Below are 20,613 nucleotides of genomic sequence, written 5' to 3'. Positions count from 1 at the left end.
TCATTAAACTTAATAATGACAAATATTAGGGACTGCATGATGGTTAAACTGAGACTGGAAAATATTACAAAGCGTTTTGATGAGTACTATGCAGCGAAAGAGATTTCTTTCGATGTTGAAGAGGGAGAGTTCGTCACCCTGCTTGGACCCAGCGGATGTGGTAAAACAACGCTTCTGAAGATGATTGCAGGATTCATTACCCCGGACAGTGGAAACATCATTCTGAATGGTCAGGCAATTAATACATTACCTCCGGAGAAGCGAAGCACTGCGATGTGTTTCCAGTCTTACGCTTTGTTCCCTCATCTGAATGTTGTTCACAATATTGCTTATGGACTGAAGCAGAAGAAGATCCCCCTCGGCGAACAGAAAGCGACGGTGGATACCGTGCTGGAACAAATGGGCCTCGGATCACAAAGACACAAAATGCCTTCTCAGCTTTCAGGCGGGCAACAGCAAAGAGTTGCGATCGCGAGAGCCATGGTAACAAAGCCTCACGTCATGCTTTTTGATGAACCTCTTTCCAATCTGGATGCCAAGCTGCGTGAAAGTGTGAGATATGAAATTAAGCAGCTTCAGAAGCGCCACAATCTTACATCAGTTTATGTGACGCATGACCAGAGTGAAGCACTGTCCATGTCAGACAAAATTGTAGTGCTTAATGCAGGGAACATTACGCAAGCGGGTACACCTGAAGAGATATATTATCAGCCGGCAAACCGCTTTATCGCCGATTTTATTGGCGCGGCAAATATCATGCAGGCAACCATAAGCAGGGCAGCACAATCCGGCTATTACAGAGTATCCACTTCAATGGGTGGCTTCTACGTCAGTTCTTCGAGAGAACCTGAAAGCGATCATTGCTGGATCTGCTGGCGGCCCGAAGATGCTGTATACATTCCGGAGAGCAAAAAAGACGCTAATCACTTTATCATCACGGTAGAAAGTATGGCTTTTATGGGAAACCATACCGAGGCTTCGGGGCACACAAGCGACGGAACCGGCGTACGACTGCAACTTATAAAAAAACCCTCCTTTAAAATCGGTGAGCAGGCATGTTTTTATTTGCCTGAAACTGCCATCGTATTTCTGGAGCCTGTGATATGAAGACCAATATCCGGCAGGAGTTATTCGCCTGGCTTCTTATGATAAGCGGGCTTGGTACTATCCTCATGCTGATGGGCTCAACATTCTATGTTCTGATTGCGCAGAGCATTGGTTATTTTAATCTGACGGGTGAAAGTTATTTTACACTTCAGTACTGGTCCGGGATGCTCCGCGATCCCGTACTGGTGAGCTCACTTCTATATTCAGTAAAAGTTTCACTTCTCGGATCCCTGGGTGCCGTTATTCTCGCCTACCCCATCGCTTTATGGCTGAGAAAGCCGCTACCCATGAAAGAAAGTATTATTGCCATACTGCGTATACCTATGTTTATTCCTGGCCTTGTTGCAGCCTTTTTATTTATTAACATCATTTCATTCCATGGTGTTATTAATGAATTCCTTCTGGCTGCAAATATTATCAGAACGCCGCTGCGTATGCAGAATGATAGTTTCGGAACGGGAGTCATTGTCCTGCAGATATGGAAGAACATGCCCTTTGCTCTGATTTTGATTAGCAGCTCAGTGAATGCTGTGAAAAATGATTTTTTAAACGCATCTGGAAATTTAGGCGCTAATAAGTGGCAGCGGTTTATCACTATTTTGCTGCCACTCACCCTGCCCGCCTTGCAGGTGGCATTGATTATTGTATTTATTGATGCGATCGGTGACTTTGCCTTTTATTCCGTTGCCGGACCGCATGATGTTTATTCGCTTGCGCGACTGATGCAGTCAACGGCCATAGAGTACGGAGAGTGGAATAACGCTGCCGTCATTGCCATGATCATCATGATAACTTCACTATTGTTCAGCATAGTAGTTAAGTTACTGATAACACCTTTCATGACGTGCAAAGGGGACCTGAAATGAACGTGAACAGTCCAAAAAAGACTGGTGTAGTCATGAGAGTTTCGGTGTTTTTTTTTCTCATTGCTAATTTTATGTGGCTTGGGCTGCCCGTGGGCATGGCAGTAATATGGTCTATGGTTGATCCTGCTCATCCTTGGAGTTTTCCTAACATATTTCCGGACAGCCTGTCTTTCACAAGATGGGTAAATATGTGGCAGACGACATCGCTTCCTGACGCTATGTTCAACAGTTATTCGATAGCGTTAACAGTAGCTCCCCTGAGTCTGTTACTGGCTCTTCCTACTGCTTATGCTTTCGGTCGCATACCATTCAGAGGAAAAGGGATAGCTGAAATCCTGACGCTGATCCCGCTCGTTATGCCGGGAATGCTCATTGGCATATTTTTCAGCGCCATGATCTTGCAACTCAATATCGACAATCCCTTTATCAGCATCGTGACAGGACATACCGTCCTCGCGCTGCCTTATGCAATAAGAATACTTTCCGCCGGATTCCGGGCTGTACCGCAGGAGATGATTGACGCCAGCCGCGATCTGGGTTCGGACAGATGGGCTACATTCAGGAATGCATACCTGCCTTTTCTGAAGAGTGCCATCCTCGCTACCCTGATCCTGTGTTTCGTCAGGAGCCTTGAGGAGTTTTCCGTCTCATATGTACTGGGTTCACCGGATTTCATTACCATTCCTACAATACTTTATTCTTTCCTTGGATACACGTTTGTCAGACCAGACGCCGCAGTTGTATCAATGATACTCATTATTCCTAACATATTCCTTATGATCGTCATTGAAAGAGCGCTGAAAGATAATTACGCGGCTGAGACAACTGGCAAATATTAATATTAAGAGGTTAATATGAAACGCTTTCAAACTTTAACTACCGCTGTAATGGTTACTTGTTTCTCTTTTTCCGCGGCAGAGGGAGCGCAGCTTTCAGAAATGACGTGGAGTGAGGTTGTCTCCCGGGCAAAAATCGAAGGGACAGTTAACTTTAATATCTGGTATCTCAAGCCACAATGGCGAAGTTTTGTAAAAGAATTTGAGCAGGAGTACGGTATTAAAGTCATCATTCCCGAATCGACTATAGACGGGAATCTCAATAAAATACTCGCTGAAAAAAGTAAAGAAATCGGCAAGCTTGACGTAATAGGTTTCACGATGAGCCAGATGCCGGTTGTCCTCAACTCTCATACCGTTTCGCCAGTATCATGGCTTCCGGAATACCAGAACGGCTACAGTCAACTCCATGGTACCGACTTCCTTGGATATGGCCTTGCATTCTGGGGAAGTCAGACCGGGTTTGCCTATGACCCGCTGCAAATGCAGGACAAAAAACTGCCTCAGACGCTGGACGAGCTTCAGGGCTTCATCGACAGCAATCCAAATTTGTTTGGATACAATGATCCGCAAAATGGTGGAGCCGGTGAAGCTTTTATACAGAGGGTACTGACACTCCAGGGACAGGGAGAGCATACGTTATCTGATAAAACAGATCCGGCCGTTCTGCAGCACTGGAATAAAGGATGGGAATGGTTTATTAAAAACAAAAGTAAGATCACGCTAACAAAATCTCAGGCAGACAGTCTTACCCGCATCAATGATGGCGAGCTTATTCTGGCACCTGCATGGGAAGATCATCTGCTGACTCTTAAAAAAACGGGTGCAGTAACATCACGCATAAAATTTTATGTACCCGGGTTTAATATGCCTGCCGGTTCCAACGCTGTCGTAATAGCTAAAAATTCAGCACACCCCGCCGCGTCTGCTGTTTTTGTAAACTGGCTGGTCAGTGAAAAAACGCAAAGCGAACTTCATAACGTTTTTGGTTCAATTCCAGTGAATAAACATCTGAATAATAAATTTGATGATAAATTTCAGAGGGTAAGCTTTTATAACGCCCCATATAGCGTTGAGCTAAAAAAAGAATTTTCCAGCCGGGTATTGCTGGGGCGATAAATTTTACCGTTAAAAATGTTCCGCAGAATAAATCATTTTTATCAGATTACCCATCCTGCCTCTCACCAACAAGGTGCTATATCAGCTCTGGTATATGCACCTTTTGTCCTGTTCACGATACGCGAGACCCACACTCGCTTTCTGTGACCGCATTTAAAGCTGTATCCGGCACAAATGTCAGGAGCCGGTAGGACGTTATTCTCAAGTGAGATTTCGTGTATTAGGTTAAAAATCATTAACTGTTCATGATGTGGACTGGCAGGATGAATTTCGTTCTTAGCAGACGTTTATCACCTGTCACCACTGCGTGTCTTTGAAACACCCTTCCATTGACATCAAACACAACTGCTCACCCGCCAGACTGACAACATTGTTATTGGTCTGCAGGTATATATCGATGGCGGGATGTCGGCATTTGAAGTTTTCCATGCGGGGCAGCAGCCAGCCCAGGGCAAAGGTCCCCACGCAAGATATCGTCAACGACTCTTTGATCGCGCCACCGTCAAAGCGCCGGTAGGCTTTTTCCAGGCGTTGAAATTCATCCGTAATACTGGCAAAAAGTAGCCGGGCTTCATCGGTCATTTCAAGCCCTCTGGGCAGCCGTTTAAATAAAATCATCCCCAGCTTCTCTTCCAATAGCCTGACCTGCTGACTCACCGCCGCCTGTGAAACGTACAGCTCAAGACCTGCCTTGGTGAAGTTCAAGTGACGCGCGGCAGATTCAAAGGCACGTAATGCATTTAGCGGGATATCACTTTTCACTCAAGACCCCAGAAAAAGTTATGGCTGACATCAATTTATATCATTACAGGATCAAAGAGAACGAACTTACTCTTGAGGTATTGAAGCGGCGCATCCGTCTCATCGTTTATTCACAAACCTTATGCATTAAGGAGTATTCACATGCAGCAACGTTCAACGACCCAGCGAATGGCATTTTCTCTCTTTTTACTGACAGGATTAGCGGCGAGTGCCCATGCGGCTATTAATACGCAGTCACTTAACGCCGCGATAAAAACGCTCGAAGAGCAATCCGGAGGGCGACTGGGCGTGGCCGTGATAGATACCGAAGACGGTTCACGTTATGCCTGGCGTGGCGATGAGCGCTTTCCCCTGTGCAGCACCAGCAAAGTGATGGCTGTGGCATCCCTATTAAAAAGCAGTGAAAAAAATCCCTCTCTGCTGAATGAAGCGATTCCCTTAGTGAAATCAGACATGGTGAATTACAACCCTGTTACGCAAAAACACATTAATTCCACCCTCACCGTCGCCGAACTGAGCGCCGCAGCGTTACAATTTAGCGACAATGCCGCCATGAATAAACTGCTGGCGATTGGCGGCGGCCCCCGTCAAACGACCCAGTTTGCCCGCACCCTTGGCGATGTGAAATTCCGTCTGGACAGAAATGAACCGAGCCTGAACACCGCCATACCGGGCGATGCGCGAGATACCACCACGCCGCGTGCCATGGCGGAAAGTCTAAATAAACTGGTGTTAGGCAACGCCCTCGCCCCCTCGCAGCGCACCCAGCTGGCTACGTGGATGAAAGGCAATACGACCGGCACAAACAGTATCAAAGCGGGCCTGCCTGCTGACTGGACGGTAGGTGACAAGACCGGCAGCGGGGATTACGGCACCACCAATGACATTGCGGTTATTTGGCCTAAAGGCCGGGCGCCCATTGTGCTGACAACCTATTTTACCCAGCGCGTAAAAGACGCCAGCGCGCGCAAAGATGTGCTGGCCAGCGCAGCGAAACGGGTTGCTGAAGCCGTCAAAGATTAATCGCGTGAGGATGTTTTACAGGGCATTTTTATAAACAATAAACGGCCCAGTATGGGCCGTTTATTGTTGCTGAAAGAGAGTGTGTCTTTAGTACAAGCCGCTTTGCGCCGAGTGGATTCAGCGGGGGCGTAACAGACTGTCCAGGTAATATCTCACCTCTTGGGTAAAAAGTTTAAACCACCGCAGCTTATGGGGAGCAAGCTGTGCGGAGATCAATTTTTTTTTAAACCCAACTCACTCATCAGCCGTGCCATCTTATTGCCCGGCGTTGTGCTGCTTGTTGCCGCCTCCCCTAACCACGTCTCATCGGCTTCCGGATGGGGGCCAGAAAGTATCACCGTCCCCTTACCATAACGGTATTTTGCGATTGCGATATCGCCATGCGCATAATAGGCGATGGCTTTATCTTCCTGACTGTTATTCAGATGAGGCCCATCCTGATAGTAAAAGGGCTCTTCTTTTTTATTCCACCTTACCTGAAGGGCATAATCCCCTTCGTCAGTCACCCCTGAGCCCGGCCTGCCCACTTCTGACGCCAGCGATGCATCAATCAACCCCAAGTTATTCTTATCAGCGAGGTATGCCCCCATACAGATACCCAGAAAGCGCTTGCCGTTTTTCACGAAACGACGAATTGCGTTGGCACCTTCGGTTCCCAACGCCTGATATGCAGCAGGAATATCCTGCCCACCACCCGGCTGGATATAGAGATCAAACCTCTTTAGGGTATTGTCATTGAGCTTGAGTTTTTCATGCTCACCCACATAGGAAGTCGTAAGGGGGAGTCCTGAATTCTTCAAGGCCTTATCCACCATTTCAGCGCATCCTGCACAGCCTGCTTCGCCACGGTAAATCGCCACCTGATAACGCGTGGGCTCAGCACTTTCGCTTAGTGCGGCTGTAGCGAACGTCATAGAATAGAAACCCACCACCACCGCCATCGCGCTAGCCAATGTGGTTTGTCTTTTGGAAATAATATGATGCATTATATTTCTCCCTGCCTGACTATGAATCTGTTACCAAACATGCAAAAAAGTAAATTTTGTTGGGAATAATCAGTGAATATCGACAGCTTGATGAATACCATCACGAAATAACCGCAGCAGAAAAAATTACCCTCTCGCAGTAGGATAACGGTTTAAATACTGCCGCAGCATCGTCACCACAAATAAAAATGCGTATTAACACCTTAACGGGCGCGATCTTTTTGCAGTCGCGTAATAGAGTGCCAAGGCAACCTATATAACCCGATCCAGCCTCAATGGCTGCTCCAACGCGCATGAGAAATGCGAAATAAACATGACTGTATAGTGACTTCAATCATCGGCCAGTTGATATTTTTTTTGCATTCCGTTAACCACCGCCTGATGGACAGGCAGCGTTTTTCTGCCTATGAGTGCAGAGAGATCCTTACAATCACTGAATAATTCCCCCTCTTGCGATTGTTTATCCGCTTCGATAACAACATCTGCAATCATTTCAGGAATATTGACTGATAAAAGCACTTGCTTGAGATCGTAAGAGGATAAATTGAGATAATCGATTTTTTTGCCACTCAACTCGCTCAGTTTATGGGCTAAATCGGCCATACAGTACGACTCGTCACCCGCAAGTTCATAGATTTTTCCCACATGCCCCTCTTGAGATAACACCACGGCGGCGGCTTCAGCGTAATCCACTCGGGAGGCGGCGGAAAAGCGTCCTTTTCCCGAGGAGCCTAACAGCACCCCATGTTGAAGCGCTTTATACAGATTCTCGGTGTGGTTTTCTATATACCAGCCGTTGCGCAGAATGGTGTATGCCATTCCACTCTGTTTAATATAACTTTCTGTCTCTCTGTGACTTTTCGCCAAAGAGAGCCGCGAGGTATCCGCACGTAATTGGCTGGTGTAAGCCATTAACGTCACGCCAGCCTGCTGCGCAGCATCAATGACCGCTTGATGTTGCCTGAGCCTTTCGCTGGGGACCACGGCGGAAATCAATCACAGTTTTTCTACGCCAGATAACGCTGCCAATAGGGTTTCAGGTTTATCATAATCGGCTTCTCTCACTTGTATACCTAACGCAGAAAGATCTGTCGCGTTTTGAGAATCACGGGTAAGTCCGACAATTTTTTCAGCGGGATAAAAAGAAAGAAGTTTCTTGATAACCTGCCTGCCCAATTTACCGTTTGCACCGGTCACTGCAATCATCTTTAATCCTCTAATTTATCAGTGTCACATGAATGTCTTATTAAATAAGGGGTATTTCAGCATAAATTACCAAATTCACTTAGAGCGAATTAAATGATATACAGAATGCAGAACAGGTCAATCAGGCACTTTTTCTCTACTAAGTAGCAAACAGGAAACCGGGTTTATGACAGCGTCGAACAGAATTACATCTTGCCCTAATCGAGTGATATTAGATCAAATATCTGATAAATGGTCCGTACTAGTAATATTAACCGTTAGCGAAAAACCAACCCGATTCAATGAGATAATGCGTAAGATAGGCGTAACCCAAAAAGCCTTGACGCAATGCTTGCGCAAGCTTGAACGAAATGGGATTGTTGAAAGACGCGTGGTAACGATTTCGCCTATTGCCGTCGAATACCGAATGACGCCTTTAGGGCAATCGCTCGACAAAATTTTCCAGGCATTACTGGAATGGACAAATGAAAATATGGCGGCGGTAGAAACAGCGCAGCGCGAGTATGATGCGCAATCACTGCCTGCCTATTAAATTCCCTACCATAATCGCGGCATAATATTAATGGAATGTTAAAATAAAGTGCTAAAGAAAAGAGATTGCGATGCATTAAATTTTATCTTTTCTTTTAATCTGTTGGCGTAAAAAAAGGGAATGGTAGGCACTTGGGGCCGCATCAATCGAAAGGATGTATGTTATTTAGGCGTTGACGCGTTCACGTAGACGGTGGCACTCCGTTAATGAACGTGCGCGTGGGCCTCTTCTCTTTCGCTCGGCGTTATAAGCCAGCCATCGGATATTGTCGATGGCGCGTCAAAGCCGAAGGCTCACGTGCAGGCTCCATCTTCCCTCCATCTTGGGGAAATCCTCACTCCACTCGCCGCGTGCAAACTCTGCGTCATCACAGCATAATGAATTTGCACAAAAAATGTCTCCAACTACGCGACCTCTTTGCCGCCATCACGCGCTATCACGACCGGATTATTCCCGCCTTCGCCACCGTGCTTGCATATGCCCTTGTCAAACACCGCGTCAGGAAGGCCATTAACATGCCCGCTTTTTTTATCCAACGCCCCGTGTTTGCTTGGGTGGTCGCGCTTTTTATTGTGCTCTCCGGCGTTCTGGCGATCCCTCAGCTGCCCGTAGCGCAGTATCCTGCCGTTGCGCCACCCAGCATCATCGTTTCCGCCTCCTGGCCTGGTGCCAGCGCCGAGGTGATGAATGATGCGGTCATTTCGCTGATTGAACGTGAAATGTCCGGGGTGGATAACCTGCTCTATTATGAGTCAACCAGTGATAATAGCGGCATGGCGAACATCACCGTGACCTTTAAGCCCGGCACCGACATCAAGCAGGCGCAGAGGGATGTGCAAAACCAGCTGAACGTGGTCGAGCCACGTCTGCCGCAGGCGGTGAAACAGAATGGCCTCACCGTGGAGGCCGCAGACGCAGGGTTCCTGATGATGGTGGGATTGAAATCGCCTTCGGGTGCCTATCAGGAAGCGGATCTCAGCGACTACTTCGCTCGCCATCTCACCGACACGCTGCGCCGCGTACCCGGCGTGGGCAAAATCCAACTTTTCGGCAGCGAAAAGGCGCTGCGCATCTGGCTGAACCCCACTCAACTCCAGGGCTACGGGCTGTCGGTGAACGAGGTTTTGACGGCAATCAGTCAGCAAAACAGTTTGGTCTCCCCCGGCCGGGTGGGTGACGAACCCGCGCCGGCCAGCCAGCGCGTCGCCTACCCGATAAAGGTCCAGGGTCAGCTCGCCTCGGTGGAGGCGTTCGGCAATATTACCGTTAAGGCTGCGGTCAATGGCGCCCGAGTGAAGTTAGCGGATATCGCGCGGATTGAGTCCGGGCAGCAAAGTTACGCCTTTGCTATTCGCGAAAACGGCGTGCCGGCAACGGCGGCGGCCATTCAGCTCGCACCGGGTGCCAATGCTCTGCGCACCGCGCACGACATCCACGCGGCGCTGGCCCAGCTGCGTGGCACCCTGCCGGAAGGCATGGCGCTCAGCGTCCCCTTTGACACCGCACCGTTTATCCACCTTTCCATTCTGAATGTGGTGCAGACGTTCATTGAGGCGATGGTGCTGGTGTTTTTGGTGATGCTGCTGTTTCTGCATAACGTGCGCTACACCCTCATCCCGGCGATTGTCGCCCCCATCGCCCTGTTGGGGACGTTTACGGTGATGCTGATTGCCGGTTACGCCATCAACATGCTCACGCTGTTTGGCATGGTGCTGGCGATCGGTATCGTGGTGGATGACGCCATTGTGGTGGTAGAGAATGTGGCGCGTCTGATGGCGGAAAAATGCCTCTCGCCGGAAGCCGCCACGCGGCAAGCGATGCGTGACATCACGCCGGCCATTATCGCCATGACGCTGGTGCTGACCGCCGTCTTTATCCCCATGGCCTTTGCCGGCGGCTCAACCGGCATCATTTACCGTCAGTTCTGTGTCTCTATGGCCGTTTCCATCCTCTTCTCCGCGTTTCTGGCGCTAACGCTGACGCCCGCGCTGTGCGCCACGCTGCTAAAGGCTGCGCCGCCGCGTGCCGGCAGTTTCTCCACGAGGTTTGACCGCGACTTTCACGCCCTTTCACAGCGTTATCGCACCGTGCTTGGGCGGGTTCTGCTGCGCGGTGGGCGCATGCTGGCGCTGTATGTGGCGATGCTGGCTGCGCTCTGTGTCGGGCTCGCGGCCTTGCCCTCCGCATTTCTGCCAGAGGACGATCAGGGCTACTTTATGTCTTCCATTCAGCTGCCTGCGGATGCCACGCTGCCACGTACTCTGGAGGTGGTTAAACGGTTTGAGCAGCTGTTGGCCGAACGCGAGGCGGTAAAAAGCAACGTGATGATCCTCGGCTTTGGTTTCACCGGATCGGGCCCGAATACGGCAATGGCCTTTACGACTCTCAAGGACGCGGCACAGCGCCAGGGCGCAACGACGCAGGAGGAAGCGGCGCGCATTCAATCAGGCATGGCGCAGCTGCCGGAGGCCGAAACCCAGAGCCTGCTTCCGCCGGCCATGCCGGATCTGGGAACATCAGCAGGCTTCACGTTCTATTTGCAGGATCGCGCAGGTCACGGGTATCACGCGCTGAAACGCGCCGCGCGCGAACTGGTGGAGTGCGCAAAGCACAACGCCCTGCTGGCCGAGGTGGCTATCGATGGCTTACCGGACGGTGCCGCACTGGTGCTGAATGTCGATAGGGAAAAAGCCGAAGCGCTGGGGGTCTCCTTTGACGACATCAATCAGGCGCTGTCGGTCTCCCTGGGCGCCTGGTACGTCAATGACTACACCAACAAGGGGCGCGTTCAGCAGGTTATCGTGCAGGCAGATGCCTCTTTCCGCATGCAACCTGCGCAGCTGTTGCAGCTCACCGTAAAAAATCGCAGCGGCCAGATGGTGCCGCTCGCCCGTTTCGTCACGGCATCCTGGACGCAGCAGGCGCAGCAGCTGACCCGCTATCAGGGCTATCCGGCTATTCGCATCACCGCCAGCGCGGCAGCGGACGCCGCCAGCGGCAGTGCCATGGCGGCGATGGAGACGCTCGCACGCCAGCTACCGCCGGGGTTTGTCGGCGAGTGGGCAGGCAGCGCCCTGCAGGAGAAGGATTCCGCGGCGCAGCTGCCGGGGCTGCTGGCGCTATCTATGCTGGTGGTGTTTATGGTACTGGCCGCCCTGTATGAGAGCTGGTCGGTACCGCTCGCGGTAATGCTGGCGGTGCCACTCGGACTGATCGGCGCGACATTCGCTGTGTTTGTCACGCAGGGAACCAACGACATTTTCTTTAAAGTGGGCTTAATTACGTTGATTGGCCTGTCGGCCAAAAATGCCATCCTGATCGTGGAGTTTGCGCAGCAAAAGCGGCTTGAGGGGTGCGGTCTGGTTGAGGCCACCTGTGAGGCCGCGCAGCAACGGCTGCGCCCCATCATCATGACCTCTTTGGCGTTTACGCTCGGCATGGTGCCGTTGATGCTGGCGCGCGGGGCGAGTGTCAGCGCGCAGCGCGCCATGGGTACCGGCGTATTTGGCGGTATGATCAGCGGTACGTTGCTCACCCTGTTTTTTGTGCCGGTGTTTTATGTCCTTATCATGCGTATTACCGCGTCGCGCAATAACGCTGCGCGGTAGGCAGGAGCAGAAGATCGCGTGCTTGCTGTCAGGGTAAGAGCGGCTTTTTCATTGACGGCGAGGCGTGGGGGATAAAGTCATGGCGCGTGTAGAACGGAATCGCCTGCTGGCGTGCGTCAAGGAAGATTGCGCCCATGTCGCGGCTTTGCGCCTCACGCGTGGCAAAGTCCAACAGCGCCTTACCGATGCCTGCGCGGCGGCACTGTTCATCCACCACCAAATCATCAATGTGTAAATGAAAGCCTCTGGCCAACGTGTGTACCGGTCTGCACCCCATCACCCCCACCAGCGCGTTCTCGTTGAACGCGCCGACCAGCACATAGCCGTTCAGCGTCTGGATCTTCACGCTCGCCAGAAACGCCTCGCGCGAGATGGTGCGCAGCTGGGCGATCAGCGGATACGCATCCGGCCATTCATCAGGCCGCAAGGTTCTGGTAATCATCTGAATACACTTATATTGCGGGTAGGTGTTTAGGTTATAGCGCGTTTCGGATCTGCCTGACAAGCGCGCCCTTCCGCCGCGGCACGCGCCTTTTCGCGGACCGGCGCTACGCGCTGTCAGCTTCGCGGGATCGCCCCGCATTTCTTTTTCCCTGTTTTGGCGCTTCCGTGAACTGCCTCGCATTACCGCACTTTTATTCCCCGCGCCGCTTGTTTAAAAAAACAGCGCGCGTATAAGTAATACAACTTCACGAATTATTGTGAAAAAGAAAAGAACAACACAAACCGACTCGTAAGGGTGTCGCCATGTCTGAACTTAAGTTTGCCACGCGTCTCAACTCATTCGCCTCGGGTGCCCATCTTTATTGGCCCGCGCTGCAAGGAAAGCCCTCGGTGTTACAGATGATTCAGCGGGCGGGGACCGTTCAAGGCCTCACTCACCTCGATTTAAATTACCCCCAGCACATGGTCGCGGATATCCCTACCATGAAGCAGGCCATTAATGATGCCGGCTTGGCCGTGAATGGTATGCAGATGCGCTGGGACGCGCCACAGTTTAAAATCGGCGCGTTTACCCACCCGGATGCCAAGGTGCGGCGTGAGGCGATCGAACTCACTAAGCGCGGTATTGATGCCGGTCGCGAATTTGGCGCCACGCTGATGACGCTTTGGATGGGGCAAGACGGCTTTGATTACTGCTTCCAGGCCGATTACAAGAAGCTATGGGACGATGCCGTCTCCGCCGTGCGCGAGGTGGCGGAATATGCCCCGGACATTGACGTCAGCATTGAATACAAACCCAACGAACCGCGCGCCTACAGCATTTTTCCCAACGCCACCACCTGCCTGCTGGCGGTCGACGAGGCCGCCAGCCCCAATCTCGGTATCACGCTGGATTTCGCACACGTCCTGTTTGCGAATGAGGTGCCGGCCTTCGCTGCGGCGATGGTTGCCCGCCGCTCGCGCCTGCTGGGGCTGGATCTCAACGACGGCTGGGGAAAGCGTGACGACGGGTTAATGGTGGGATCGGTGAATCCCCGCGCCACGCTGGAATTTCTCTGGCAGATGCAGCGCGACGGTTACCGTGGCGCCTACTATTTTGACACCTTCCCGGACGCCAGCGGGCTGGATCCGGTGCGCGAAGCTGAAATCAACATCGCCACCGTCAAGCGCCTGCTCACGCTGTGCGAGCAGCTCAATCATAACCCCGCGCTGGAGGACGCTATCCGGCGGCAGGATGCCGTGGCCTCCCAGCAAATCGTCAATGACATCCTGCTTGCACGCTAACGCAACACCGCTACCGTTCCCCTACAACAATAAAAAGGTCGCCCCATGAAAAAATGCTTACTCTCCGCCCTGGCTTGCGCGCTGCTGTGCTCCAGCGCGTACGCCGTCACCCTACCACCGCTGAAATCTGACTCGGAGCCCGACCGCACGGATTGGACCCAGCTCGAAAGCAAATACGGTGCGATGCCGAAGGTGGATAAAACGCTGAAAATCGGCGGCGTGTCCAAAACCCTGACCAATGAATATTGGCGCTTGCTCGGCGAGGGTTACCAAAACGCGGCGAAAAAATATGGCATCACCGTGGCTTATCAGGCAGCGGCTAACGAAGACGATCAGCTGGGCCAATTGTCGATTGCGGAAACGCTGCTGGAACAGGGTTTCAACGGACTGCTGATCTCTCCCCAAACCGATATTAACCTGGAGCCCGCGCTGGAAACCGCCAACAGCAAAGGGATCCCGGTGGTCAACGTCAACGATGCGGTCGTTCCGGGCGTGCGTTATTACGTGGGTAACGTACAAAAAGACAATGGTGTCCGCGTCGCGAAGTGGTTTATTGCGCACCATCCCAACGGCGGCAAGGTGGCGGTCATTGAAGGTCAACCGGGTGTGTATGCCGCAGGGCAGCGCACCGCAGGCTTTAGAGAGACGCTACAGGCCAACGGCAAATTCACCCTTGTGGCCAGCGTGCCGGCCAACTGGAGCCGTGAGCAGGCCTACAATGCTGCGTCCACCATCCTGCAACAACACCCTGATTTGGTAGGCTTTTATGCCAATAACGACACCATGGCGCTGGGCGTGGTGGAAGCCGTGCGCGCGCAGAATAAAAGCAAACAAACCGCGGTCTTCGGCACCGATGGCATCTCAGACGCCTACGCCTCCATTAAGCGCGGCGAACTCACCGGCACCGTGGACAGCTTTCCGGTGTTAACCGGCGAAGTGGCGATGGAAGTGATTCTGCGCGTGATTAACGGTCAAACGCTGTCGCGCGTGGTCACGACGCCCCAGGCATTGATCACGCAAGAAAATGTCGAGGCGTTTTCCACCAAAGACAACGCCAAGCTGCGCCAGCTGCTGGCGCAACAGTGATGCAGGCGGCGTACGTATGGAACAGTATCGCTTAGTGATGCAGGGCATCAGTAAAACCTACGGTCAGGCGGCGGCGCTGCACGAGGTGACACTCAAGGTGCGTCCCGGCGAAGTGCACGCGCTGATTGGCGAGAACGGTGCCGGGAAATCCACCCTGCTCAACATTTTGTCCGGCGTACGTCCCGCCGACAGCGGTGAGATCTACGTCAACGGCGCGCCCGTGCAGATCAAGCATCCACTCAGTGCCAGGCAGGCGGGGATTGCCATGATCCATCAGGAATTACAGCACGTCCCCGCGCTCTCCGTCGCGCAAAATATGTTTCTTGGCCGCCCGCTGACCCTGGCACGTGGACTGTGGGTCGATCGCCGCGCGCAACTTGCTCGCGCGCGGCATATTTTGCAGCAGCTCGATCCCAGCATCGATCCCGCCATGCCAATTGGGCAGCTAAAAGTTTCGCAGCAGCAGATCGTGGAAATTGCCCGCGCGTTGTTGGATGAGGCCACGATCATCGCCATGGATGAGCCCACCTCCAGTTTGACGCCGCGCGAGTTTACGCGCCTCGCCGACGTGATCGCAGACCTCAAATCCACCGGCGTGGCGCTGATTTACGTCTCACACAAGATGAACGAAATTTTTCACGTGTGCGACCGCGCCACCATCCTGCGCGACGGTCGTCTGGTCGACGAAGTCACGCTTGCCGATGAAACGGAGGCGCGCATCGTGGCAAAAATGGTAGGACGCAATATTGAGAAGCAGGCGCACCACAGCTGGGCCACCGGTCGCACGGTATTGCGCGTGGAAAATGTCGCGCGTGACGGCGTGATCCACCCCGCGTCTTTTGCGGTCGCCGCAGGCGAAGTGCTGGGCGTGGCCGGCCTGGTGGGCGCAGGCCGTACAGAATTGCTGAAGCTGATTGCGGGGGTAGATAAGCGTTCGGCAGGCGATGTGTTCGTGAACGATCGCCCCGTGGCTAACCATAACGTTTGCGCGGCGATACGCGCCGGCATTGGTCTGGTTCCTGAAGATCGAAAAAAAGAAGGCATCATCAAAGCGCGTGCGGTGAAAATGAATATGGCGCTGCCGTCGCTGCGCAACTTCACGATTGCTGGCTTAATTCGTAAAGTTAGGCTGAACCGGACCGCGAATCAGGTGATGAGCGAGGTCAAGTTACGTCCCCTGGACATTGAAAAAGCCATTGGCACCCTCAGCGGCGGCAATCAGCAGAAGGTGATTATTGGCCGCTGGCTGGCGGCGGATACCGAGGTCTTTTTATTCGACGAGCCCACCCGGGGAATTGATATTGGCGCCAAAGCGGAAATTTATAACTTGATTGAAAAGCTGGCACAGCAAGGCAAAGCCGTTGTGGTGGTCTCATCGGAAATGACCGAAATCCTTCGCGTATCCGATCGCGTATTAGTGATGCGTGAAGGAAAAATCACGCGTGAATTACGCGACAACGCGATTACCGAAGAGAACATTGCCCGCTTCGCCATTCATGATCCAAAAGACGCGGTGTAATACGCCGCTGCATTCCTATAAAGGCACGCTTATGACGACGCAAAATAGTCTTCAACCGGCCCGGTTAACCCCGCGCCTGACGCTCAACCTGCGCGATGCGGGTACCCTGATTGGGTTAGTGATAATTGTCGTGACGTTTTCTTTTTTGACACCGGTATTTTTCACCCTGCCCAATCTGCTGAATATTTTGCAGCAATCCTCGATCAATGCGCTGATTGCGCTGGGGATGACGCTGGTGATCATTTCCGGCGGCATCGATCTCTCGGTAGGGCCCACCGCCGCACTCTCGGCGATACTGGGCGCCACCATGATGGTCGCGGGGGTACCGGTGCCGCTGGCCATCGTGGCAACCCTGGGCATTGGCGCGCTGTGCGGCCTCTTCAGTGGCACGCTCATCGCATACGCTGGCCTGCAACCCTTTATCGTCACCTTAGGCGGACTCTCATTGTTCCGCGCGGTTGCGCTGATTTACTCTGGCGGTAACCCGGTATTCGGTATTCCGGTTGCTTTTCGCAGCATGATTAACAGCACGGTGCTGGGCGTGCCGACCCCGATTGTGATTGCGGCGGTGATTGCGCTGGTGCTGTGGCTGGTGATGAACAAAACGCCGCTGGGTGAATATATTCTGGCCGTGGGCGGCAACGAGGAAGCCGCCCGCGTGGCTGGCGTCCCGGTTAAGCGCACCAAGGTCACCGTCTATATTCTCTCCGGTGCATTGGCCTCGCTGGCTTCCCTGGTGTTGATTGGCCGCCTCGGTGCCGCTGAGCCCACCATCGGCAACTTATGGGAGCTGGACGCCATCGCCGCCGCCGCTATCGGAGGGGCATCGCTGATGGGTGGCAAAGGCAGCATCGTCGGCACGCTCGTCGGTGCCATTATTCTGGGTGCGCTGCGTAACGGTTTGACGCTGCTGAATATCCAGGCGTTTTATCAATTGCTCGCTACCGGCCTGATCATTATCATCGCAATGTTAATTGATCGGGCAACCAGAGGCAGGTAATGAAGCAAGATCCGCGAGCGATTGGTGCACAAATACGGATGCGCCTCCCCCAATTAACGCCGCTTGAACGGCGCGTGGTGGAGGCCATTCTGGCCAGAACTGATATTCATGAACAGACGCCGCTGCAAGAAATTGCCGAGGAAAATAATGTGTCTCAGGCAATGATTGTGAAAATTGCCAAAAAGCTTAACTTCACTGGCTACCGTAATTTTCGTAGCGGATTGATTTATTACAATCAGTCGGAAGTGGCCGGTCTGCATGCGGATATTGAGCCCAATGACTCGTCGGAACAGTTATTAAGTAAAGTATTCAGGACGTCCATTCAGGCGCTGGAAGAGACGCTGTCGATTCTCGATATTTCTGAGTTTAATCGCGCCGCCGAAAGTTTGTTTAAAGCACGACATATTGATTTATATGCCGTGGGCGGTTCAGCGGCGGTGGCGCGCGATCTTTCCCACAAGCTACTGAAGATCGGCATTAAATCAACGGCCTATGACGATGCCCACATTATGCTGATGTCCGCTGCGGTGCTGTCAGATGACGATGTGGTGATCGCCATCAGCCACTCGGGCTGTACGCGGGCGGTCAACGATCCGATCAAGCTTGCCGCGCGTAATGGCGCGAAAATTATTGCCATCACTAACTATGCCGAGTCACCTATTGCGCGCAGTGCGCACGTGGTACTCAACTCCACCTCTCAGGGATCGCATCTGCTGGGTGAAAACGCCGCCTCGCGTATTGCGCAGTTAAATATCCTCGACGCGCTGTTTGTAGCGATTGCGAAAAAGGATATGGCGCGGGCGGAAAAGAACCTGATGAAAACCCAGCATGCGGTACAAAATATGCGGGAATACTGACTATGACAAAAATCGCGGTAATGGGTAGCCTGCACTACGACATTCTGCTGGATGCCGATCATCGCCCGGAAAAGGGTGAAACCGTGATGGGCACCGATTGTCGCTATGCCTTTGGCGGCAAGGGTGGCAATCAGGCGCTGGCGCTGGCCAAAGCGGGCGCTGAGGTGATGTTCGCCGGCGCGGTAGGCAATGACGCGCCGGGCCACTATTTACGCGAGGTGCTGCGCGCGGCCAAGGTGGACACGCGCTATATTCAGACGATTGACAATGTGGCGTCGGGCATGAGCGTGGCCATCACCGACGCGGAGGGCGACTACGGTGCCGTGGTGGTGAGTAATGCTAATCAGCATATTGCCCCCGAGATGTTCGATGCCGCCCCCTTCTGGCACGGCGTCAGCCTGCTGGTGCTGCAAAATGAAGTGCCTGACGCCATTAATCTGCACGCGGCGACATGCGCCAAGCAACAGTCGGTACAGGTGTGCCTTAACGCGGCCCCGGCGCGGCCGCTGAGCGCGGCGCTGACGGCGCTGATTGATGTGCTGGTGGTGAATGCGATTGAAGCGCGCGACATGAGCGACGTCGCGGTCAACGATCTCGCCACGGCGGCGCGCGCGGCGCAGGTCCTGAGCGCGCATTTTCCCCGCGTGGTGGTGACGGCAGGCGAACACGGCGTCGCGTTCTGCGAAACGGGTCATCCCTGCCAGACGCTGGCGGCGCAGAAAGTGGTGTTGATTAGCACGCACGGGGCCGGTGACTGCTTTACGGGTACGCTCTGCGCAGCCTTAGCCCGGCAAGAAGCCTTTTCTGACGCCGTCATTACCGCTAACGCCGCTGCCGCCCAGCACGTCTCTCAGCGCCCCGGCAGCCACTGATGCACGCTTGCGCGACGCCCAATCGTGATTGGAGTAAAAATACGCGGGGTGAAATGCGACATTATTTAGGGTTAGCCGTGAAAATAAAGCGTGAGCATCGCCACACTATCAAATAAAACCGACTCTGCGCGTTAATTTTAATGCGATAACCCCTTATCGCAGGCGCTTTATTGCCTGAAGGCATAACGTTTCTTTTTATTCACTCACAAAGGGAGTGTGCAATGCCCCCTATTACCCTACAGCTTCACAAATCGTTTTTCCGCGCACAGCCACTGGAAATTATCCACGCGGCGGGATGCAGTGCAGAAATTTTTATTTATGACACCGGCATTGAAGCGGTTAAGCTCAAAAATCAGCGCGGGTACCTTATTATTCTGCCCTATTATGGTCAGATAATCTGGCAGGCGGTTTTCGATGGTGTGGACCTCACCATGCAGAGCCATTTTCGTGCGCCGCGACCCGCCAGCGATATTGTCGGTACCTATGGCTGCTTTATGTTTCACTCTGGTTTGCTGAGAAACGGCAATCCCGGCGCAGAGGATACCCACGCGCTGCACGGTGAAATGCCGGTGGCGCCGATGGATAGCGCCCGTATCGAAACCGGCATAGATGATGAAGGGCCGTGGCTGGCGCTGGTCAGCGAGCGGGAATATCTGATGGGCTTCGGCGACCACTATCGGGCGCAGCCGCGCGTGACGATGCGCCCTGACAGCGCGCAGTTTGAAATCCGAATGGAGGTTGAAAACCTGTCACAAAACCCGATGGAATTGATGTACATGTGTCACGCCAACTTCGCCTATGTGGAAGGCGCAGAGCTGATTCAGCCCACCTCCTTTACCGCTGCAGATACCGTGATTCGCACGTCGATTCCGGGGCTGGTTAAGGCCGATGAGGCCTATCTGCAACGCCTGGCGCGCCTCGCGCGCGATCCCCGCGACACGGCGGTGGTGTCTGCCGCGTTACAGCCCGATCCGGAACTGGTCTTCTCGTTGAAAAACCTGCGAACGGCCGCGGATGGACGCGTGCACACCCTGCTCCGTCGCCCCGGCGGAGACGCTTTTATGGTCCAGTACGACCCCGCCGAATTCTCACATTTACTCCGCTGGATCCTCGCTAACGCGATGCAAAAGGTGTGCGCCTTTGCTATGCCAGCCACCTGCGGCGTAGAGGGGTATCACGCGGAGCAACGCGCGGGCAATGTACGCACCCTCGCGGGAGGTGACAGCGCGCAGTTCACGGTGAAACTGGGTTACCTCACCGCGCAAGAGACGCCTGCGGAGGCCGCGCGTATTCACGCATCCTGCGTAGCTCCTCACGCCTCCACCATGAAGGATGTGTGAGCTTCTTCAAAGAAGAAACCTTTCCCACTGTGAAGTAATTTACTTTATTAAAATTTGCAGTAAAGTTCTCAGTGAGCCGGCACAATATACGCGGTATGTCCGGCAAGAAAAAGAAATAAGCCTGCTGCTTATCCTTCTTTTTCTTAAAGGATTTGACTACCCACGT

Annotated in this window: 17 protein-coding genes and 1 pseudogene; 14 read left to right on the top strand and 4 right to left on the bottom strand. The window is 53.1% G+C overall.

Features of this window, described 5'->3' with window-relative positions; all coding sequences use genetic code 11:
• The first annotated feature begins 39 nt into the window (after positions 1-39).
• From LU196_RS12360 to LU196_RS12345, 4 genes are read left to right on the top strand one after another with little or no spacing between them, the layout of a single operon-like run.
• Positions 40-1,107, top strand: a complete 1,068-nt coding sequence (locus LU196_RS12360; protein ID WP_232758224.1) for an ABC transporter ATP-binding protein — start codon at positions 40-42, stop codon at positions 1,105-1,107.
• Complete coding sequence (locus LU196_RS12355) at positions 1,104-1,973, top strand: ABC transporter permease (RefSeq protein WP_232757542.1); 870 nt, start codon at positions 1,104-1,106, stop codon at positions 1,971-1,973. Before LU196_RS12360 ends, LU196_RS12355 begins: the two co-directional genes overlap by 4 nt.
• Positions 1,970-2,812, top strand: coding sequence for an ABC transporter permease (locus LU196_RS12350; RefSeq protein WP_232757543.1), 843 nt, complete (start codon positions 1,970-1,972; stop codon positions 2,810-2,812). Before LU196_RS12355 ends, LU196_RS12350 begins: the two co-directional genes overlap by 4 nt.
• 15 nt (positions 2,813-2,827) lie before the next feature.
• On the top strand, positions 2,828-3,928 hold the full coding sequence (locus LU196_RS12345; protein WP_232757544.1) for an extracellular solute-binding protein: 1,101 nt from the start codon (positions 2,828-2,830) through the stop codon (positions 3,926-3,928).
• 297 nt (positions 3,929-4,225) lie between these two features.
• Here the strand turns inward: LU196_RS12345 and LU196_RS12340 are convergent, their stop codons facing one another.
• Positions 4,226-4,690, bottom strand: a complete 465-nt coding sequence (locus tag LU196_RS12340; RefSeq protein WP_370640996.1) for a LysR family transcriptional regulator — start codon at positions 4,688-4,690, stop codon at positions 4,226-4,228.
• A gap of 141 nt (positions 4,691-4,831) precedes the next feature.
• On the opposite strand from LU196_RS12340, the gene bla reads away from it, so the two are divergent.
• A complete protein-coding gene (gene bla, locus LU196_RS12335) occupies positions 4,832-5,713 on the top strand; it encodes a class A beta-lactamase (protein WP_370640995.1) in 882 nt (293 codons plus the stop codon).
• A gap of 212 nt (positions 5,714-5,925) precedes the next feature.
• Here bla and LU196_RS12330 read toward each other — a convergent pair whose 3' ends face one another.
• Both LU196_RS12330 and LU196_RS12325 read right to left on the bottom strand, forming a co-directional pair.
• Positions 5,926-6,699 (bottom strand): BPL-N domain-containing protein, encoded by a 774-nt coding sequence (locus LU196_RS12330; protein ID WP_370640994.1) that lies wholly within the window; start codon positions 6,697-6,699, stop codon positions 5,926-5,928.
• Between the two features lie 330 nt (positions 6,700-7,029).
• Positions 7,030-7,905 (bottom strand): annotated as a pseudogene (locus tag LU196_RS12325) (SDR family oxidoreductase).
• 166 nt (positions 7,906-8,071) lie between these two features.
• Between LU196_RS12325 and LU196_RS12320 the strand changes: the two are divergent.
• Positions 8,072-8,437 carry a helix-turn-helix domain-containing protein gene (locus LU196_RS12320; RefSeq protein WP_232757545.1) on the top strand — a complete coding sequence of 122 codons (366 nt, stop codon included), beginning with the start codon at positions 8,072-8,074 and terminating at the stop codon, positions 8,435-8,437.
• Positions 8,438-8,952: 515 nt separating this feature from the next.
• Positions 8,953-12,045 (top strand): multidrug efflux RND transporter permease subunit, encoded by a 3,093-nt coding sequence (locus LU196_RS12315; protein WP_232757546.1) that lies wholly within the window; start codon positions 8,953-8,955, stop codon positions 12,043-12,045.
• A 28-nt stretch (positions 12,046-12,073) separates the two neighbouring features.
• Here the strand turns inward: LU196_RS12315 and LU196_RS12310 are convergent, their stop codons facing one another.
• Positions 12,074-12,487: a GNAT family N-acetyltransferase gene (locus tag LU196_RS12310; RefSeq protein ID WP_232757547.1), complete on the bottom strand. Its 414-nt coding sequence runs from the start codon at positions 12,485-12,487 to the stop codon at positions 12,074-12,076.
• Between the two features lie 305 nt (positions 12,488-12,792).
• Between LU196_RS12310 and LU196_RS12305 the strand changes: the two genes are divergently transcribed.
• From LU196_RS12305 to LU196_RS12275, 7 genes are all read left to right on the top strand, one after another.
• Positions 12,793-13,773 (top strand): TIM barrel protein, encoded by a 981-nt coding sequence (locus LU196_RS12305; RefSeq protein WP_232757548.1) that lies wholly within the window; start codon positions 12,793-12,795, stop codon positions 13,771-13,773.
• Between the two features lie 45 nt (positions 13,774-13,818).
• Positions 13,819-14,859 (top strand): substrate-binding domain-containing protein, encoded by a 1,041-nt coding sequence (locus LU196_RS12300; RefSeq protein WP_232757549.1) that lies wholly within the window; start codon positions 13,819-13,821, stop codon positions 14,857-14,859.
• A 16-nt stretch (positions 14,860-14,875) separates the two neighbouring features.
• Positions 14,876-16,378, top strand: a complete 1,503-nt coding sequence (locus LU196_RS12295; RefSeq protein ID WP_232757550.1) for a sugar ABC transporter ATP-binding protein — start codon at positions 14,876-14,878, stop codon at positions 16,376-16,378.
• Between the two features lie 31 nt (positions 16,379-16,409).
• On the top strand, positions 16,410-17,378 hold the full coding sequence (locus tag LU196_RS12290) for an ABC transporter permease (RefSeq protein ID WP_232757551.1): 969 nt from the start codon (positions 16,410-16,412) through the stop codon (positions 17,376-17,378).
• Complete coding sequence (locus LU196_RS12285; protein ID WP_232757552.1) at positions 17,378-18,235, top strand: MurR/RpiR family transcriptional regulator; 858 nt, start codon at positions 17,378-17,380, stop codon at positions 18,233-18,235. The genes LU196_RS12290 and LU196_RS12285 overlap by 1 nt, the downstream gene beginning before the upstream one ends.
• A gap of 2 nt (positions 18,236-18,237) precedes the next feature.
• Entirely contained in the window at positions 18,238-19,107 is an 870-nt protein-coding gene (locus LU196_RS12280; RefSeq protein WP_232757553.1) for a PfkB family carbohydrate kinase, read from the top strand.
• A gap of 221 nt (positions 19,108-19,328) precedes the next feature.
• The gene (locus LU196_RS12275; protein WP_232757554.1) at positions 19,329-20,447 is read left to right on the top strand and encodes an aldose 1-epimerase family protein; all 1,119 of its coding nucleotides are present in this window, start codon (positions 19,329-19,331) and stop codon (positions 20,445-20,447) included.
• Positions 20,448-20,613 lie beyond the last annotated feature (166 nt).

The organism is Pantoea sp. Mb-10 (genome assembly GCF_021272205.1).
Taxonomy (GTDB): domain Bacteria; phylum Pseudomonadota; class Gammaproteobacteria; order Enterobacterales; family Enterobacteriaceae; genus Pantoea.
This window is presented reverse-complemented; position numbering and strand designations above follow the sequence as displayed.

What these genes read in the sequence shown, in the direction of transcription:
- LU196_RS12360 (WP_232758224.1), top strand. Translation starts at nt 40, where the DNA reads ATGGTTAAACTGAGACTGGAAAATATTACAAAGCGTTTTGATGAGTAC.
- LU196_RS12355 (WP_232757542.1), top strand. Translation starts at nt 1,104, where the DNA reads ATGAAGACCAATATCCGGCAGGAGTTATTCGCCTGGCTTCTTATGATA.
- LU196_RS12350 (WP_232757543.1), top strand. Translation starts at nt 1,970, where the DNA reads ATGAACGTGAACAGTCCAAAAAAGACTGGTGTAGTCATGAGAGTTTCG.
- LU196_RS12345 (WP_232757544.1), top strand. Translation starts at nt 2,828, where the DNA reads ATGAAACGCTTTCAAACTTTAACTACCGCTGTAATGGTTACTTGTTTC.
- bla (WP_370640995.1), top strand. Translation starts at nt 4,832, where the DNA reads ATGCAGCAACGTTCAACGACCCAGCGAATGGCATTTTCTCTCTTTTTA.
- LU196_RS12330 (WP_370640994.1), bottom strand. Translation starts at nt 6,699, where the DNA reads ATGCATCATATTATTTCCAAAAGACAAACCACATTGGCTAGCGCGATG.
- LU196_RS12320 (WP_232757545.1), top strand. Translation starts at nt 8,072, where the DNA reads ATGACAGCGTCGAACAGAATTACATCTTGCCCTAATCGAGTGATATTA.
- LU196_RS12315 (WP_232757546.1), top strand. Translation starts at nt 8,953, where the DNA reads ATGCCCGCTTTTTTTATCCAACGCCCCGTGTTTGCTTGGGTGGTCGCG.
- LU196_RS12310 (WP_232757547.1), bottom strand. Translation starts at nt 12,487, where the DNA reads ATGATTACCAGAACCTTGCGGCCTGATGAATGGCCGGATGCGTATCCG.
- LU196_RS12305 (WP_232757548.1), top strand. Translation starts at nt 12,793, where the DNA reads ATGTCTGAACTTAAGTTTGCCACGCGTCTCAACTCATTCGCCTCGGGT.
- LU196_RS12300 (WP_232757549.1), top strand. Translation starts at nt 13,819, where the DNA reads ATGAAAAAATGCTTACTCTCCGCCCTGGCTTGCGCGCTGCTGTGCTCC.
- LU196_RS12295 (WP_232757550.1), top strand. Translation starts at nt 14,876, where the DNA reads ATGGAACAGTATCGCTTAGTGATGCAGGGCATCAGTAAAACCTACGGT.
- LU196_RS12290 (WP_232757551.1), top strand. Translation starts at nt 16,410, where the DNA reads ATGACGACGCAAAATAGTCTTCAACCGGCCCGGTTAACCCCGCGCCTG.
- LU196_RS12285 (WP_232757552.1), top strand. Translation starts at nt 17,378, where the DNA reads ATGAAGCAAGATCCGCGAGCGATTGGTGCACAAATACGGATGCGCCTC.
- LU196_RS12280 (WP_232757553.1), top strand. Translation starts at nt 18,238, where the DNA reads ATGACAAAAATCGCGGTAATGGGTAGCCTGCACTACGACATTCTGCTG.
- LU196_RS12275 (WP_232757554.1), top strand. Translation starts at nt 19,329, where the DNA reads ATGCCCCCTATTACCCTACAGCTTCACAAATCGTTTTTCCGCGCACAG.